This is a genomic window from Bradyrhizobium sp. NC92 (genome assembly GCF_025200865.1).
GTDB lineage: Bacteria > Pseudomonadota > Alphaproteobacteria > Rhizobiales > Xanthobacteraceae > Bradyrhizobium.
Map to the genome: position 1 here is coordinate 7,488,385 of NZ_CP104171.1, position 16,002 is coordinate 7,504,386.

At 59.1% G+C, this 16,002-nt stretch carries 12 protein-coding genes and 1 pseudogene; 2 read left to right on the plus strand and 11 right to left on the minus strand.

Features of this window, described 5'->3' with window-relative positions:
• The first annotated feature begins 547 nt into the window (after nt 1-547).
• Nucleotides 548-2,149, plus strand: a complete 1,602-nt coding sequence (locus N2602_RS34755) for an FAD/NAD(P)-binding protein (protein ID WP_260380927.1) — start codon at nt 548-550, stop codon at nt 2,147-2,149.
• A gap of 136 nt (nt 2,150-2,285) precedes the next feature.
• On the opposite strand, the gene N2602_RS34760 is transcribed toward N2602_RS34755, so the two are convergent.
• From N2602_RS34760 to istA, 3 genes and pseudogenes are all read right to left on the minus strand, one after another.
• Nucleotides 2,286-2,498 carry a hypothetical protein gene (locus N2602_RS34760; protein WP_260380928.1) on the minus strand — a complete coding sequence of 71 codons (213 nt, stop codon included), beginning with the start codon at nt 2,496-2,498 and terminating at the stop codon, nt 2,286-2,288.
• 404 nt (nt 2,499-2,902) lie between these two features.
• A complete protein-coding gene (gene istB / locus N2602_RS34765; protein ID WP_260383791.1) occupies nt 2,903-3,646 on the minus strand; it encodes an IS21-like element helper ATPase IstB in 744 nt (247 codons plus the stop codon).
• Nucleotides 3,647-3,657: 11 nt separating this feature from the next.
• A pseudogene (gene istA / locus N2602_RS34770) lies at nt 3,658-5,190 on the minus strand (IS21 family transposase).
• A gap of 373 nt (nt 5,191-5,563) precedes the next feature.
• Here istA and N2602_RS34775 point away from each other — a divergent pair.
• A complete protein-coding gene (locus N2602_RS34775; RefSeq protein WP_260380929.1) occupies nt 5,564-6,031 on the plus strand; it encodes a hypothetical protein in 468 nt (155 codons plus the stop codon).
• A gap of 765 nt (nt 6,032-6,796) precedes the next feature.
• On the opposite strand, the gene N2602_RS34780 is transcribed toward N2602_RS34775, so the two are convergent.
• The 8 genes from N2602_RS34780 to N2602_RS34815 all read right to left on the minus strand — a co-directional run bounded on the left by N2602_RS34780 (nt 6,797) and on the right by N2602_RS34815 (nt 15,863).
• Nucleotides 6,797-7,990, minus strand: coding sequence for a Swt1 family HEPN domain-containing protein (locus N2602_RS34780; RefSeq protein ID WP_260380930.1), 1,194 nt, complete (start codon nt 7,988-7,990; stop codon nt 6,797-6,799).
• Between the two features lie 134 nt (nt 7,991-8,124).
• Nucleotides 8,125-8,388, minus strand: coding sequence for a hypothetical protein (locus N2602_RS34785; RefSeq protein WP_260380931.1), 264 nt, complete (start codon nt 8,386-8,388; stop codon nt 8,125-8,127).
• 1,224 nt (nt 8,389-9,612) lie between these two features.
• On the minus strand, nt 9,613-9,798 hold the full coding sequence (locus N2602_RS34790) for a hypothetical protein (RefSeq protein WP_260380932.1): 186 nt from the start codon (nt 9,796-9,798) through the stop codon (nt 9,613-9,615).
• A gap of 11 nt (nt 9,799-9,809) precedes the next feature.
• Nucleotides 9,810-10,385: a mobilome CxxCx(11)CxxC protein gene (locus N2602_RS34795; protein ID WP_260380933.1), complete on the minus strand. Its 576-nt coding sequence runs from the start codon at nt 10,383-10,385 to the stop codon at nt 9,810-9,812.
• 725 nt (nt 10,386-11,110) lie between these two features.
• Complete coding sequence (locus tag N2602_RS34800) at nt 11,111-11,935, minus strand: amidohydrolase family protein (RefSeq protein ID WP_409241873.1); 825 nt, start codon at nt 11,933-11,935, stop codon at nt 11,111-11,113.
• A 73-nt stretch (nt 11,936-12,008) separates the two neighbouring features.
• Nucleotides 12,009-12,707 carry a hypothetical protein gene (locus N2602_RS34805; RefSeq protein ID WP_260380935.1) on the minus strand — a complete coding sequence of 233 codons (699 nt, stop codon included), beginning with the start codon at nt 12,705-12,707 and terminating at the stop codon, nt 12,009-12,011.
• Nucleotides 12,708-12,867: 160 nt separating this feature from the next.
• Nucleotides 12,868-14,517 carry a nitrilase-related carbon-nitrogen hydrolase gene (locus tag N2602_RS34810; RefSeq protein WP_260380936.1) on the minus strand — a complete coding sequence of 550 codons (1,650 nt, stop codon included), beginning with the start codon at nt 14,515-14,517 and terminating at the stop codon, nt 12,868-12,870.
• Entirely contained in the window at nt 14,514-15,863 is a 1,350-nt protein-coding gene (locus tag N2602_RS34815; protein ID WP_260380937.1) for a cobyrinate a,c-diamide synthase, read from the minus strand. The genes N2602_RS34810 and N2602_RS34815 overlap by 4 nt, the downstream gene beginning before the upstream one ends.
• Between the last annotated feature and the right edge of the window lie 139 nt (nt 15,864-16,002).

The following is a 16,002-nucleotide window of genomic DNA, read 5'->3' on the forward strand; positions in this document are numbered from 1 at the left end:
AACTCTGAGCTTCCGTCTGCGTGCTGTACGCTTTCCAGCATTGTCCGCAGCGGTAGGGACCGCCGACTGGTCTGAAGGTCGAGGCTGTTGAGGTTGCCGCCTCGTAACAGCCGGCTCCTGCCAAGGGTGCTAAGCGCACCCTGCAGGTGGTGTGACCGTGCACCCGTGAGGGCGAATACAACTTCGTGTCGCCACTTGCGTGCTGGAGTCGAAACGAGACGCCCTTCCAGCGATGGAAGGGCGTTTTTTGTTGTTGCGACCTACGTGATGGCAGCAATGCGTGCGCATTGTGACGTTGCGCAATTGTAATTCGCCACGAAACCGTTTAGCGTTAATGCCGCGATGGGGAGGTCGGCAAGCCGAGCCAGCGCAGACAAGTAAGGAGAGCAGTCAGCCGAAAGGCTGCGGCAACCCCCCCGACTGGCGCGATCTACGGGGCCAATTGTTAAGTGTCCGTCGGGGGACCCGCCGTCATCAGCTCCTGCAAACGACATGACTGAAGTCGTGCAATTCCGCACGCGGTCAATGCTGTCTACAGGGAACGCAAATGCAAAACGCGACTCTACTCACGTCAACCGCTCCGTTTCTGAATCCTTCCGGCAAGCTGGACGGATTTGATCCACGGCACTGGATCGCATTCGTAGGGATGGGAGTTGGAGGAGCCAGCTGCTTTCGCAGCATGCTGAAGAAGGCGACCGCAGATCGCATAACCGGACAGATCGGCTTCATCTGTTTGGATATGAAGCCGATTTCTCAACAGGGTCGTGGAGTTGCATGGGCGCCTGACCAGGCGCCCTTTATTTTGGCGAACATGCATCTTCCGAAAATGAGTAATGATCCTGAAAACCCTCACGCGTTGCTGGAAGCTCTGGGGGTTGATGGAGACAATCTTTCTCAAGATGCCGCGTTCTTTAAGCGCTCCGAGATCGGAGAGGCATTCTCTAAGGATCTTGACCTCTTTGTAGAGGTTGCCCGGCATGCGGGCGTACCAGTGGTGCGGTTGCAAGGGGAGGCGGCCCGCCTCGATCGCCTAGGACAGGGCTTTGCCATCACGTTGTCAGGTGGAGGGCAGCTCTTCGCCAACACCGTGGTGCTAGCCCTGGGACACGTGCCATCGACGAACTTCAAGCATCTCGATGGTTCACCTAAATACATCGGAAATCCATGGGATTTCGAGTCGCTCAAGGCCATCCCGGCTGATGCCCAAGGTGTTTGTGTTCTGGGCTTGGGACCGACAGCTGTCGACACGATTAACATCCTGCGGCATCAGAATGGGGTGAAACAGATCCATGCGTACTCGCGCTCAGGGTGTATGCAGTACCCGCGGCCGAGATATCATCGGCACGAACTCAAAGTGCTGACCAGAGAAGCCATCAAGGAAATGGCTGCGGAGCACGGCGGTCTTACGTGGAAGGACATTCTTCGCGGAATTTCGCGGGAATTCAAAGTCGCGAGGATTGATTGCTCCGGAATGACGAGAGCCTTCGAGAATGCGCGTTTGCATCCAAAGCGGGCCATCCCGCTTGGCCTAGCCGACTGCCATGAGGACAGCGAGTGGTTCTCGGTTCTCAAGGCCTTTGACGACGTCACTCCTCTCATTTGGCACCTTCTTCCGCCAGGGGAGCGCGAGGTCTATAAGCGGGATTACCGCCAGGCTCACACCAATGTAAGCTACGGGTCGGCCTCCAAGGTGGCGAAGGACATTCTTGACTGGCTCGACGACGGTTCGCTGACGGTGGCAGGAGGCCTGGGGGAGGTCCACTTTGCCGAAGGTCTTTTCCACGTCAAACGCCGATCGAAGGACTTCGGGGAAGAGGTCCTCATTCACCTGGGCTTTGAATATCTCGTTAATTGCTCCGGCATCGGCACCGGTCTTTCAAAGGCGCGGTACCCCCTGCTGGGGTACCTTCTGAGGAAAGGCTGGCTTACACCGATGGCCGAGGGAGGAGCGATGGTCGACTTTCATAGCGGCCAGCTGTTGACCCCGGACGGCAAGCCGGTTGGCGAAGTTTACAGCCTTGCGGGGAGCATAACCTACGGAACGCATCTCCTGACGCACTGCCTCGATCAGGTGGTAGGCTCCGCAATCAGGACTGCCGACGCCATTCATGAGAAGCTGATGGAGGCCGTTGCTCCAGAGCGTGTATGAGACGCGGTGAACAGTAGTGATGGGGCCGGTTTCCGGCCCCATTTAGTATAGGTCAGCGGCAGCGCCGGCCGTGCGATGCCCTCCCCCTGGGAAGTTTTCGGCACAAAGCGTGCCACCAGTCACTCGAACAGCCGAACTATTTCTTCGGTGGTGCCTTCTGCTTCTCTCCATCAGGAGCTCGGAGCACCAGCTTGCCACTGACCGCAATCCCGGCAGCCAGGGACACGTTCAAGCCTTTGCCGTCTTCGTGCGTCCAGGCGGCGCCGACCTTGGTCCAATGCGACGTACTGCCGGAGTCATCGACGACGAAGGCCTCGTAGGCCGGTTTGGTTTTGGTGTTTTCACTCATGGGTGCACTCTTTCAAATGTTGGTAGATGCGCAGGTGTCAGCGTCTTCAGTGTGAGCGGACCTGCGTGGGAGCGGAAAGAATTGAAGGCCGATGAGAGCCAGGAAGCCCAGTTTTCCGCGGGCTCGTGCATTTATTGTCTATTGTGCGGATTCCGATGATGTCGCCCAGATGTACCATTTTGAAGTCGCCCGGGGATTCCGAGACGATGTCGCCCACCTTTCCGATCTGATCTCGCCCGAGAGCGAGGCGTTCTGGCCGGTTTGTTCTGTGGCATTGGGCGAGCCGCGCGGTCAATCTGGAATCGCGGCTTGAACCTCTCCTTCTTCAGTTGCGGTTAGTGTGGGCATGTGGGCAACGCGGTGGCGTTGTCCAAGCGCAGCGGCATGTCCACAGCGCCACGAGCTTATGGCCTTCGGGCTGCTGGCTGGGTTCGGCGCAGGCTCTCGCCGGAGAGGTCGAGCCGATGGGCGTTGTGGACGAGGCGATCAAGCACGGCGTCGGCGTAAGTTGGGTCCCCGATCAGCGCGTGCCATGTGTCCACGGGGAGCGGGCTGGTGACGAGGGTGGAGCGGCGGCCGTAGCGATCTTCGAGGATCTCCAGGAGATCGTGGCGGGCACCGGCATCGAGCGGGGCAAGGCCCCAGTCGTCAAGGATGAGCAGATCGACGCGGCCGAGGGCGCGCAGCAGGCGTGGATGGCGGCCGTCACCGCGGGCGAGCGCCAGGTCGTCGAACAGGCGCGGGACGCGCTGGTAAAGGACAGAACGATTGTCGCGGCAGGCCTTGTGGCCGAGTGCCGAGGCGAGCCAACTTTTGCCGACGCCGGACGGGCCGCAGATCAAGAGGTTGGCGTGGTCGTCGACCCAGCGCCCCTCGATGAGGCTGGCAAACAGCGCGCGATCGAGACCCCGCGCGGTGCGGTAGTCGACGTCCTCGACGCACGCTTGCTGGCGCAGCTTGGCATGGCGCAGGCGGGTTGCGAGCCGCTTGTCGTGGCGCAGCGAGGCTTCACGTTCGAGCAGCAGCGCGAGCCATTCGGCGTGGCCGAGGCTATTGGCCTCGCCGGTGGCTTCGATGTCGACGAAGGCCTTGGCCATGCCTTGCAGGCCGAGCGCGTTGAGGCGGTCGAAGGTCGGATGGGTGAGCAGGGGATGGTCTCCTAATTGTAGTAGCGCGGTCCGCGGATGTTGGCATGCAGGATCGGCGCGTCGTCCGCGGAGCGCTGGGGAGCGGAACGCCGATCGAGATTGTTGGCGAGGATCGACTTGAACTGAGCCGTAGGTGCGCGCGCCGATCTCGATCGCGCGGGCGGCCGCGGCGTCGAGACGCTCGCGCCCGTAGGAGGCGGCGAGCCGTAGGATGCCGAGGCAGGCACGGAATACCTGCTCGGGGTGCGAGCGCTCGTCGAGGATGAGGTCGCACAACGCGCTGGTCGCCGGGCCGATTGCGGCGGCGTCCTGGCGGATGCGCGCGATGGTCCAGCCGGCGTAGCGGCGATGACTCGAGGCCATGTGCTCCGGCACGGTGGTGTGCTTGTGATTGCCGCTCATGCGCAGATGGGCAGCGATCCTCTCGCCTTGTGGAAGATCTCGACGGTGCGGGCGGTGAGCCGCACCTCGAGCTCTGTGCGCGCGAAGCGATGTGGAACGCTATAGTAGTGCTTCTCCACCTCGACGTGGTAATCGATGCTGACGCGGCGGATCCGCGATTCGGCGAGCACATAGGCGCTCACGGGCAAGGGCTTGAGCGCCGGCCGGTCGATCTCCTCCAGCAGCCTGCGGCGCGTCACGCCGAGCCGCCGGATTGACCGCTCCTCGTTCAACCTGGTGAGCAACTCGCCGATCGCCGCATTGACCTCGGCGAGGCCGTGGAAGGTGCGATAGCGCAGGCGACCGAGCAGCCAGCGCTCAACGACGAGCACGGCTTGCTTGACCTTGGCCTTGTCGCGCGGCTTGCGCGGTCGTGCCGGCAAGATGGCCGTGCCGTAGTGCGCCGCCATCTCCGCATAGGTGCGATTGATCTGAGGGTCGTAGAGGCAGGCCTTGATGACCGCCACCTTGGTGTTGTCCGGCACCAGCAGCGCCGGCACACCGCCGATCGCCGCGAAGGCGCCGACATGGGCGCTGATCCAGTCGGCGAGCCCCTGCGTCCACGTCGCCTGGGTGTAGGTGAAGCTCGAGGCCCCGAGCACGGCGACGAAGATCTGGGCCATCCTGCGCTCACCGGTGAGGCGATCGAGCACCACCGGCACGCCGTCGCCGGCATAGTCGACGAACAGCTTGTCGCCGGCCGCATGCACCTGGCGCATCGTCACCGACAGGCGGCCGTCCCAGGCGCGGTAGAGTTCACAGAAGCGCGAGTACCGGTAGCCGCCAGGCTCGGCGGCAATGTACTCCTCCCACAGGATTGACAGCGTCACGTGCTTGCGCTTGAGCTCGCGGTGCACCGCCGCCCAGTCGGGCTCGGCGATGCGGCGATGACCCTGCCGGTTACCATTGCCGGTCTTGGCGAACAGGCGGGCTTCCAGGGCCGCGTCCGTGAGTTCGTCGGGCAACGGCCAGCTCAGGCCCGCCGCCTCGAACCGCCGGATCGTCAGCCGCACCGTCGAGGGGGCCGTGCCCACCCGTCGCGCAATCTCGCGGCTCGGCAGCCCAGCCGCCTTCATCCTGATCACATCGCGCACGCGGCGCATCGCAAGCCTCTCCGTCGGCATCCAGGGTCCCCCTTCGCAAAGCCGAAAGGACGGACCCTATGGGAGCCAGAAGAGGCCGCGTCACCCGGGCGACATCATCCCGGAATGCCGGGCGAGATCGTCTCGGAACGGGTGGGCGACTTCAAATCGGAATGGTGGGCGAGATCATCTCGGAACGATGGGCGACATCGAGCGGAATCCGCATGGTTGACGAAGACCGCACAGCTCGGCACCGCATTGCCCGTGCTGTTAAGGCGCATTTGCGGAAGAGAATCCCTGGTCGCGCCAATCAGATTGACACCTCGCGCTGGGATCACAGAGGGTCCGGCTCATCCCGGGCCCGGCTGCGCCAACGTGATGTAGGAGATCTCTCATGAACAAGCTCGTCACTCTACCCATCGTCAATGCGGTGCCGATGATGCCGACTGATGACAAAGTCGTGCGGCTCGCGAACGAGGTGAAGGAAGCCGAAACGCGCGTGCGCCGGGGGCGCGTCGCGCGGAACCTGCAGGAGCGAAAGGGGCTTTCGAAGCAGGCGTATGATGCCCTTTGCGAGCTGGGTGTGCTTGCCGGGAAGCTGACTCGATCAAGGCCGGCGACGGTGACAGGCCTTGTTGCAAAGGCGAGCGTGGCCCAGCTTCTAGATGGTTACTCCGAAGGGTTCTCCGCGGAAATCCAGAAGGAGTTGGCTCGCGACGTGTTGCGTCTGCTTGCGCCAGGCACCGCACCCATGTGTCGGCCGAACTCTCGATCTGTGACGGGTCGCGGCGAACCACCGCCGTCACCGAAGCCGTTTCGGACTATCGCCGCGCCGTGCGCGCAGAGGCCAAAGCGCGGCTAGCCCTGAGCAAGATGGTGGAAAAGCATCCGGAGCTGGAGGACGTACGCCCAGAAGTCGCCACAGGCATCCGCGACTGCAAGCCGATCTCTGTTCGCTGCCTTGCCGACTGGCACATGTATTTTGGCACCCAGCACGACAGCGAGTGGCCGAAGTTCAGCCGGGCACTGGATGAGGCGAGACCAGCCCATTTGCTTGCGCGCAAACGCGGGGGGAGTCACGAAAGCCGCAATTGCACCCGACGAGGCGGGGCGTGTCACCGCGCGGGCGTTCGAGAAGATATGCCGCCTGAAGCCCCAGACGCCTCGCGACATGAAGGCATACGCCAGCGTCATTGTCCGGCACATGGAAAGGGACGCCGACGCGCGGATCCGCAACAGCTATCCCTATTCAAACAACAACGACTATTAGGGCCTGGAAAGGCCGCCGGCACTCGGCCATGTACACGGCATTGCGCATCCTCAATCGTCTTGGCCGATAGTAGCGCGATCATCAGACAGCTTCACCATCGAGTTGCCAGGTGGCGCTTGCATGCTGGTGGGCAGCCCTTCCTCGGATCCCCGCGAGCGCTCGGGAACATCAACGTGCTAGAAAGAAGGTGCCGCAAGGCGCATGGCCGCAACGGTCCAAAAACCAAGAAGAAGCGAGAACGATAAACCTACGTGGCACACTCGCTATATTGCTGGGTCGCTTGAGACTCTTTCTCTCGATCAGCATCAGCCGACAGAGCAACAGGGGCCGCTGGAGCGGCCTCTGCCTCCATCGTTTCTAGATCGAAACCCCAATAGCTTTGAGAATGCGCCTGACTTCCAGATTCAGGATCAACCATTCTTCATTGGTCATGAACCGCATATGAGCCGTTACCAGCCGGATCGGACGTAATCGGTTAAACCCTTCACGCACGGCCTCCTCGCGTTTAAACGTGCCCTTGAAGCAATCCCGCCAATTCGCTGCACCCAGGATAATATCGTTGTAGTCGGTAAAGTCGGCGTAGTTGATGAGCGGCTGCTCGGCCTCGCCCTCTGACAGAGCTTTAGCCCTCTTCTCTTGCCACTTGTCCCGCATCTTCGGAGGCAGTCGTGCCTCCCAGTTGCCGCCGCTCGCTTCCGTCAGGCATTTCAGGATGAACACCCGCAGCTCTCGTTCGAGTACAAACAGCCATTGATAACCGTGCACGTTGAACGCCGGCACCATGTCAGCCGGTGGAGGCGCCAGCATCGGACTGACGGCGCCCAGGTCAATCCCTGTGACAGTCAAGGCATTCTCAAACGCCTCGGCTGGAAAATCGGCTAACTCGGCATTGAAGCCTCGTTCCTCGTAAACAGCGACCCGCCCCTCCGGATCGTCTAGAAGATCAGTGGCATCTACCTCGGTATCACGCCAGTCGCCGAGGTCACGGCGGAGATTCCCAACCAACCCTGCTTCAAAAGGCTCAACGATCCTTACCGCTGCGCCGATTGCTGACAGCTCGCTGAATCCACGGAGAGACTTCAGGCTATCCTGCATCTGGATGAAGGGCGCCCGAATGCTCTCCAGCTGGCGCTGGATGTCGTTGGGCCATTTCGGTACCGTTATGCTCTCAGCCAGCTGTGACAGCCGGGCGAGGTCATGCTGATTGGTGAGGCGGAACTGCTGCTCGAAATGATAAGCGCTCTCCTGCAAGAGCTTGAGGCCCGCCGGCAGCTCTGACATCCTTCGAATGGCCTCGCTGAAATCCCCACCCACACCAGGCATGCTTGCTTTCAGTGAAGCAAGAGCACCAGAAGCTATCCGGGCGGATTCGGCGAAGCTCGCATGAGCACGACTCGCTTGCCCTGCGAGTTTCCGGATACTCTCAAGGTAGTCATTTGCAGCGTAGCCTCCCGTGAGGCGTTGAAGATCAGTCCGGTTAAAAGCCTCCAAGTGCTTGGCAAGGCGCTGGCTGTCCTCGATTTGCTTCTGGATGAGATCTGACGGCTTCATTGATTCACCACTCTCCCGGCATTAAAGCAGAGTTCTGGAGCTTGCCCTGCGATGCATGGGTTGAAAGGTCACTGCTCAGGCTCATCCGATAAACGAGGCCCACACACGGTAAGCCTGAGCAGTAGAACCAACCGCTAGCGGTGAGCAGCGAGCCAGTCGTTGGTTCCCTTTATTGCCTTAGCTTTGGAATTTGCTGGCTTGAACTCCGTCACCACAAGCCGGTCATCGGAATCTACGAATTTAATGAAGTGGTCGAACACATCGACCGCGGTGTTGTCCAGGTCGATGAACCACATCGAGAGCAGGGCCTTATGGCCACCGTGCTTTTCCAGTTCTTTGATGATTTTATCGTAATCCTTACCCTTCATCAGGTCGTAGGTTATTATGAACTTAGGCAACGTATCGCCCTTTCATTGCTGTTAATGCAGCCGGCCAGCTTGACTGAGTATGAGTTGAGTTTGGGACGACATCGGTCCCACGGCACCACTTGATCCGCGCCGACCTGCTAATGTTGCGGATTCTGTGAAGAGGTACCCTTGCAGGGCGCCCTTTCCACATCAACCGCCCGCACGTTATCATTCTATGTGTTCGAGTGCGAGACGAACTGCTTATGGTTTAATCAGCGCGGTGTCGCTGTCCTGGATGTCGAACACCGCGCCCTTGGCAAGCAAGGCCTCGACGATCGCGGTGTAGCCGTTGGAGGCCGCGCCGAACGCGGTATTGCAGGTGCCGATAATTCCGTTGACGTCTGGACGCCGCCAGCAACATTCCCTCCGACACTCTGATATTTTTTCGATGATCGAAGAGCGTTCTGGCCTCGAGAGACTGACGACCTGATCATCTCTCCTCGCTCGGCAGACTCGCGCGCGGCCATGGGCTAGGCCCCTCGCGTCGCGACAGCCAGCCGGTTGCGGCTATTTTTCACAGATCCAGGATTGGGCGTGCCTTCTGCCGGGCTTTAGGCTTCGCCCGGAGCCGAGCAGATATTCGCATGAGAATTGAGCTACGTCTCTGCCCTGCGGGTAACAATCCCTCACACAAGAGCCACACCGGTCCAGCCGCATCAAGGCCAGGCCCTGCGGGCGCTGACGCGGCCTTGACCCGCCCGGCCCGGCGTGGCGTGGGCTCGCCATCGCCTAAGCCGACGTGCCGGCATGGTTATGCCGCAGATTTTTACGGGCTGGCGGGTTGCGTCAGGAATGCTTCAAGTGTCTGAATTTTCCCATCAGAGCCGCTTGGTTGGGCACCACGTCTCCTCACTTGAAGGCATCGTTGAGGACGGCCGCTATGCGGGTATCCGAGCATCGCTGCACGAATATCCGGCCCAGTCTAGGTGTTAATGTAAACTGCCTGTCGCTAACGGCCATGACTTGGCTCTCACAATCGCGATTTTGAAAGAACTCGGATCTTGCAGACCTTGAAAATGCGAGAGTGTCCCTCGAAAGGGCGTCGAAAGTAATTGTATTGCTTGATGATGCACGTAGTTGCATCTCTCGTGGCGAACGGAAACCCTTGCCGAGCGCATGCTCCGGCACTCGTGACAGGACGGGGCGGCCAAAGTCGCCCGGCCCGTTCTTGATCGGTCGGACCGGCAGCCATCGCCACCGATTGCCGCGCGTCGGTTAGGAGCGTCCGCAGTACGGACAGGCTCCGGGAAGCGGCCCCATCGATATTTTCAGATCCTTGCGAATGCTTTCGTGCAGCCGTCCCCGGGTTTCGAAGCCTTTGAGGACTTCCAAGAAGTCCGCCTTTTCCGCATCCGACAAGGCTTCGAACGCCTTCAGGGTCCGCTTCACTTTATCATCCATGAGAATCCTCCCTAGTTGCCGCCGCAGGCGGCGCACTCCACTTTCGGCCGCCATGGCACTTTACGCTGCATAGGAACGGCCCCGCACATGCATTTGCGCTGGCTCTCAATAAGACCATTCCGCAAACCGAATTGCTTTTCACTCTCCGTAATGCCTTTGCCGGCATCACGCGCGTCAGCCAGAGACTGCTGGCGACCTATCAAATTGTATTCGACGGCGAGATTTTCGGAGTCTCCGCGCCCTAACTTTTGCCAGGCTTCCTTAAGCAAATAGCTCTCGCGTGCCGCATTGGTGTCGTAGGCAAGTTCCTCGTCCCAGCGAGCAAGCAGAGACCACAAAACAAGCAGAGCTTGCATAAGCGCTGTCAAACCGAGCAAGCCGATGGCGAATGACCGATAGGGCTTGAGCGGCTCAAACACTTCCGACCCAAGCAGATAGGCAAGCAACATAGGGACGGCGATGCCGACAAAATCCCGCAACAAGATCTTGCGACGCAACCGTGCCGCACGCTGCTCGAATACAGCTCGGGTACCTTCGGCGTGGACGGCGTTGTTCCAAGCATTGGAACGGCGTTCGGCGTCATCCATTTATGCCCGCCTTCGTATCCGTAAATAAAAGTATGCACCGGCACGGCTCTTCGAATATCAGCATTGCCACGTTAGCAGCGCATTCCAGTTCACATCTGCTCTTGTTCTTGAGCGGCTTGAATGAATCGCGCGAAAAAATACCGCCGAACGCCGGAATCCGGCGCTGCGCGCGATGCTAGGTCGAGCTACCCTACACGGCGTTAATCGCGTATCGCTCTAAGGACGGCTGAACCGTAAGGCGGTATTCGATCAGTCGGGTCCCGTCGTACCGAATTTAAATGGTCATCAAAAGGATGCTGCTGATCAGCCTGCATAAAGGATAACGAGTTCCCGCCGAACAGCGGGAGTGAACGTCCCCGCCGGGACGCTAACGTTGGTGAGATCGCCCCTGGCTTTGCGGTGCTCGGCGGGGCAAAGCGCGCTTCACACATTGATCCGCTAACGTCATCATGCGCCATCATGGGGAGGGCACGCCCCTACCGCGGAGAGAACCATGGACCCCGGCGAGGACGTTCAAGGAGAGCTTGACCTCACGCCCGGAATAAGAGAACAGCCAGGGTCACTGGCGGACATAGATCGGGGCCGCTGCGATGTCCGCTTTGGGCGCAAAAGCTGAATTCCTACAAAAAACCCTACTATCTGCGCGGCGAGGAGCGGTGGCGAGGTCCCCGAGGGGCCGGACTCCGTCATTCCGCATGTGAGGCCCCCGGTTCAAATTGTGCTCGCTAGAGCGCATCTTTCAGCCACTGTGGGACATTCATATTCGCCTTGATGCGGCCGGCAAATCCCGGATTGTCGACGGCGGTCATTGGTTCGATAGTGAGGGGGTCTACGTCCGCCGGGCCGGGCAAAGTAGAGGCCGCGAACATCGGCCCAGCGGCTCGATCATCGTAGTCCGGGACTGGACGCCAATGGTCGTGGGCTCCGATCAACGCGGGCGCAAGGGTATGAGCCTCTCCCGCCACGTCAGGTAAGTTCGCCAATGCGTACGTTAGAGTTGCGATTGCACTACTAAGCGATGTGCCGCCGAGCGGATGATCAGCTGCTTCGATGATGTCCAGCACGAGATTTTGCTGGGCGATTCGGATGAGCTCGACTCCCGGCGAATTGGGATCGACGATCGAGGCGCGGCCAGCACGAGGTCGCCCGTCGATCACGACGGCAATAATTTTGGATTCGTCTGTGGCGATCAAGCTAGCGTACGGGTCACCCTGGGTACCCTCAACGATAAGGAGATCGGCAGCTCTGTCTGGTTCAATCGATCCGACATAGCCTTTCCACCCAATCATCGCGGCTGGGACACGCGTGACGGCATCGACCAGTTCCTGGTCGGAAAACAGGCCGCCCTCGCGATCGCTTACCAATTTTGCAATCTTTAATTCGCCCAACAGGTTTTCTGTCCCACTGGGAGCATCGCATCCGATAGCGATTGGCACTCCAGCTTTACGCGCTAGGCCGATCTTTGTGGTGGCGCCGTAAAGCAGGAAGTTGCTGAGCGGAGACCAAACGATGCCCGCCCCTTTGTTGGTCGCGAGCGTCTGAAACTGCAAGGTATTGAGCGCGGTACAATGAATTGCCACGAGGGGAGGGCCGATCAGCCAGGAGCCGTCAGCCTTCTTTAGGTTATCGAAAAGTCCTTGCGTACTGACGTCGGTACCTTCGCATAGGTGGATAATGTAGGGCTTCCCGGACGTGAGGGCCCGGCCCGACGTTCGCCTCGGCTTCTGCCGGTGAATTGAAGTCATTAATGTAATCGTCGGCAATAGGCCATTTCTTAAATGGAAACTCCACATTTCGAACAAGGCCTTCGAAGTACTTCGTGACCTCCTTGTCCGTCTGATATCGCACACCTTGCGTTGTGGTGACGCCACCAAGAAGGGCCCGACACTCGACATATCGTACAACCGCTTTGGGATAGGTCGCGTTCGGGTGATTGCAGAGCAAATAGTCTGTATTGGATACCCAGCGGATATAGCCCTTATCTTTTCGCCAAATGCCACGGTTGTCGAACCGGCGCGGCGCCGTCCACATCGGGATGAAGTTGTACGCCGGATGATTGTGCAGTTCGATTAGCCCGGGGTAGATCGTACCGCCTGTTACAATGATTGGGACGCCGCTAAAGGGGGCGGGCACGCCTCCCGACCATGGGCCGACCTCTTTAATCAGGTCATCTTTTATGCAGACGTATCCATCGGGAATCACGTCGTGGGCGTCATTCATCGTAACGATGCGCCCCCGGAGCACGTAGGACTTTGGGCCAGCCACAAATGCCCGCAGATCCTCCGGCGCAACCTCTGCGGTCTCTTCTCGAAATAGAGCCACTCTTTCCCTCCCCCAGTTGAAACGTTAACGCGCAAATGCTCGGACTGTGGTCAGCCGACAAATCGGTATTTTCAGAGATCGCATATTGTTATGAAGCCGCGCAGGCCGCGAGCGAGCCCGTCAGCCGTCCAGCAAACGGTGCGCAGCATAGGCCTCGTGCCTAACAATTGTTGCCGCCACACGGTGTGAGAAGCTTCGAGAAATCGAGAAATCGCGGAGCCTTCTTTGACCGCACGTGTTTGGTATCGATCTGCGCCATGGCTGCGCCGTCACCTTCGACGAGTTGCGGGCCGGACGGGTAGCCACCGAGATAGATCCCCTCCTTTCCCCGGCGATTAGCTACAACGATGTTGTAGTAGTCCGCGGTTCGACTGGCCCACAAGCTGCTAGCGATTGGAAGATCAGTATCTGCGCTCAGTGCCACGATGTCGACGCCGAGCTTCTCCATCGTAAGAGACGTCTCAGGCGCCATGAGGTCGACATCCTGAAGCAATGCCACTCGTCCATAGTCTCGATCGACCATCCAGAAATGAGAAGCTAACTTCTTGTCGGGAATGGGTTCAGAACGAAGCCGGTGCGTACGATCGTAGCTGTAGCTTTCGCCGTTTGACGCGAACATGACGCTCTGCGGCGGAGCACTTGCGGAATATTGGACAACGACGTCGACGTTGTTCTCTTTCGAGAAGCCTTTCAGTTTGGAGACGCCATCAGCGTCGGCCGTTTTGAAGTAGTTTGATGGAAAAACAATCAGTCTTAATGCGAGACCCTTGCCTTTGGCCTCAGCAAGAACGTTCTGCGCGGCCGTAAGGCCGGCCGCCCAGATATCCGATTGTGGGCCGGGGTCGACAGCCGCGGCAGCGAGAACAGTGGCTGGCGGCAGCCCGAACTGGCCGAACGTGTAGGATTCCAAGGTGTCTTGAGCGAGAACGGAATAGAGCGATGGGCGCCGTACAACAGGAAGCGCGCGAGTTTTGCGAACTGGGAGGTTTGCATAGACAATATGGTTGCTCGGTTCGGAAAAGTCGGCGAGCACCTCTTGCTTGTTGGATACGATGGCGGTCCGGCTGTCGCTGAAATCGTAGTCAAATGGCGACGGGATCGCGAACGAGTCCTGGTTGAAGTAAGTCGGTTTGGATCCTTTGCCGCCGTGACCGAAACGGTTTGCGACAACCATGGAGAAGTCGTTTTCCCAAGTCCGCACTTTCATAAAGTCGGTGGTGATGCCGACATTGGCGGGCGCAATAAGGATGTTTGTGCCTGCTAACGCCGCCAGACGGGGAAAGGCGCTGTAAAACATGTCGGCGCAGATCACGATAGCTACGCGTCCAAACGGTGTGTCGTAGGTCGGAATTGGTGCCCAGACTTCCGAATTATATGACGCTTCAAGCAGATTGTTGCGCTTGCGGTAGGTACCAATGACCTGTCCTCGAGGGCCGACTAGGGTGACCGCGTTGTAGTACAGGTTTGCCGAGGCATCATACTCTGGAAGCCCAAACGCAACATAGACACCGAACTCGCGTGCGACCGCGCCAATGGCACGCGTAGACGGTCCCGGGATCGGTTCGGCAACCTTGCTAAGCTGCTCGCGGCTGAAGAATGAGTAGCCGGCTGTCGCCATCTCCGTGTGAACGACGAGTTTGGCACCCCTTTTTGCTGCCTCACGCGTCAGTTCGACGATTTTGGTCACGTTCGCTTTTACGTCGCCTTCGATCGGCTGAAAGTGGACTGCTGCGACCTTAACCGTCGGTTCGGCGGCATGGACGGCGCTTGTCAATGTAAGAAAGGCAATCGCTATTCTAATGAGCCTCATAGAAATTCCCTCGACCAGGCACGACAGCTTTGAACAAAATGCTGAGGAATTGCAGGATTGGACGCAAAATGTAGGTGGATGTAACTGCCTGTGGCACCGCCACGCTGCATTCCATGTTCGAAATGCTCGCCGTTCGATGCCGTGACCTCATAGAACTCCGTACCCGCAAGGCTCTTCACGATGCGCGATTGGTGAAATTCCTGGCCTCTTGCAATTGTGCCGGCCGGTCCTAGCGCTGAAGCGGTCGTTGTCCGGACGCTGACATAGCGAATGGCGAGGTGTTTCGGGTCCATAACAATGTCGACCGGAAAGACGTCGACCATTGGCTGTGTCGTGCCATCGAAGAGGGTGAGCGACCGCCCCAGATAAATGAAGCCTCCGCACTCCGCGTACATGGGCAAGGCCAGGCATGTAAGCTGTCTTAGCTGATCGACGAGCGGAAGATTAGAGGCAAGCTCGGTCGCGAAACTTTCAGGATAACCGCCACCGAGGTAAATGCCAGATATATTGGTCGGCAAGGAGGTATCGGAGATCGGGCTGAAAGGGCACAGCTCCGCACCAGCTTGTTCGAGAAATGCCAAATTCTCAAGGTAATAGAAGCTAAACGCCGAATCGCGAGCTATCGCGATGCGCACCTTGTCGCCGCTGATCTGCAGTGGTGTTGCTATGTTTTGGCTCTTGGCGCTTGGCGCCGGAATCAAGGCGTCGATATCCAATCCAGACTTTGCAGAGCTCAGAGCAGCCCGTCTGGTCGAAGTGTTTACGGCGTTTTCGTCCGGTGTGACCAATCCCAGGTGACGCTCGGGTATGGCTAGCTGGTCGCTGTGAAGGACATACCCTAGGCACAGTGCCCTGAGATGATGGGGTAGCGCGTCGCGGACCATTGCCGCATGACGGTCACTCCCTGCGCGGTTCATCACAAACCCCGCAAATTTGAGATCTGCATCGAAGGACAGAAAGCCCGTAAGCAGAGGAATGGTGCTCCGCGTCATTCCCCAGATATCGATGACCAGGATAATTGGCACATCGAGCAGCTTGGCGACATCAGCCGCGCTTCCGCGCTCAGTGCCGTCCTCACCGTCGTACAATGCTCCCATCGCCTCGATCAGAGCGACGTCGCTGTCGGCCGAAAACCGCTCAAAGGAACTTCTAACGATATCGGGCCCCATCATCCATAGATCGAGATTGACCGATGCTCGACCAGCGATTTCACCATGATAGGCAGTGTCGATGAAATCCGGTCCGACTTTGAACGGCTGAACCGAAAGCCCCTTGGTCGTCATCGCATGAAGCAAGGTGAGTGTGACGGTGGTCTTGCCGGCACCGCTATGGGTGCCGGCGACCATATACGTCTTTGGCCTTGTCGAAGGAGCGCGCATGAGGAGACCGCTGATCACCACAGCGGGATATCAGCACGTCCCGTGTTTGAGTTCCAGTGCTTTGGTTGTGGCGCAGTCTGAATGCACAAAAGCCGTGTAGTAGCTC

What these genes read in the sequence shown, in the direction of transcription:
- N2602_RS34755 (WP_260380927.1), top strand. Translation starts at nt 548, where the DNA reads ATGCAAAACGCGACTCTACTCACGTCAACCGCTCCGTTTCTGAATCCT.
- N2602_RS34760 (WP_260380928.1), bottom strand. Translation starts at nt 2,498, where the DNA reads ATGAGTGAAAACACCAAAACCAAACCGGCCTACGAGGCCTTCGTCGTC.
- N2602_RS34775 (WP_260380929.1), top strand. Translation starts at nt 5,564, where the DNA reads ATGAACAAGCTCGTCACTCTACCCATCGTCAATGCGGTGCCGATGATG.
- N2602_RS34780 (WP_260380930.1), bottom strand. Translation starts at nt 7,990, where the DNA reads ATGAAGCCGTCAGATCTCATCCAGAAGCAAATCGAGGACAGCCAGCGC.
- N2602_RS34790 (WP_260380932.1), bottom strand. Translation starts at nt 9,798, where the DNA reads ATGGATGATAAAGTGAAGCGGACCCTGAAGGCGTTCGAAGCCTTGTCG.
- N2602_RS34795 (WP_260380933.1), bottom strand. Translation starts at nt 10,385, where the DNA reads ATGGATGACGCCGAACGCCGTTCCAATGCTTGGAACAACGCCGTCCAC.
- N2602_RS34810 (WP_260380936.1), bottom strand. Translation starts at nt 14,517, where the DNA reads ATGAGGCTCATTAGAATAGCGATTGCCTTTCTTACATTGACAAGCGCC.
- N2602_RS34815 (WP_260380937.1), bottom strand. Translation starts at nt 15,863, where the DNA reads ATGGTCGCCGGCACCCATAGCGGTGCCGGCAAGACCACCGTCACACTC.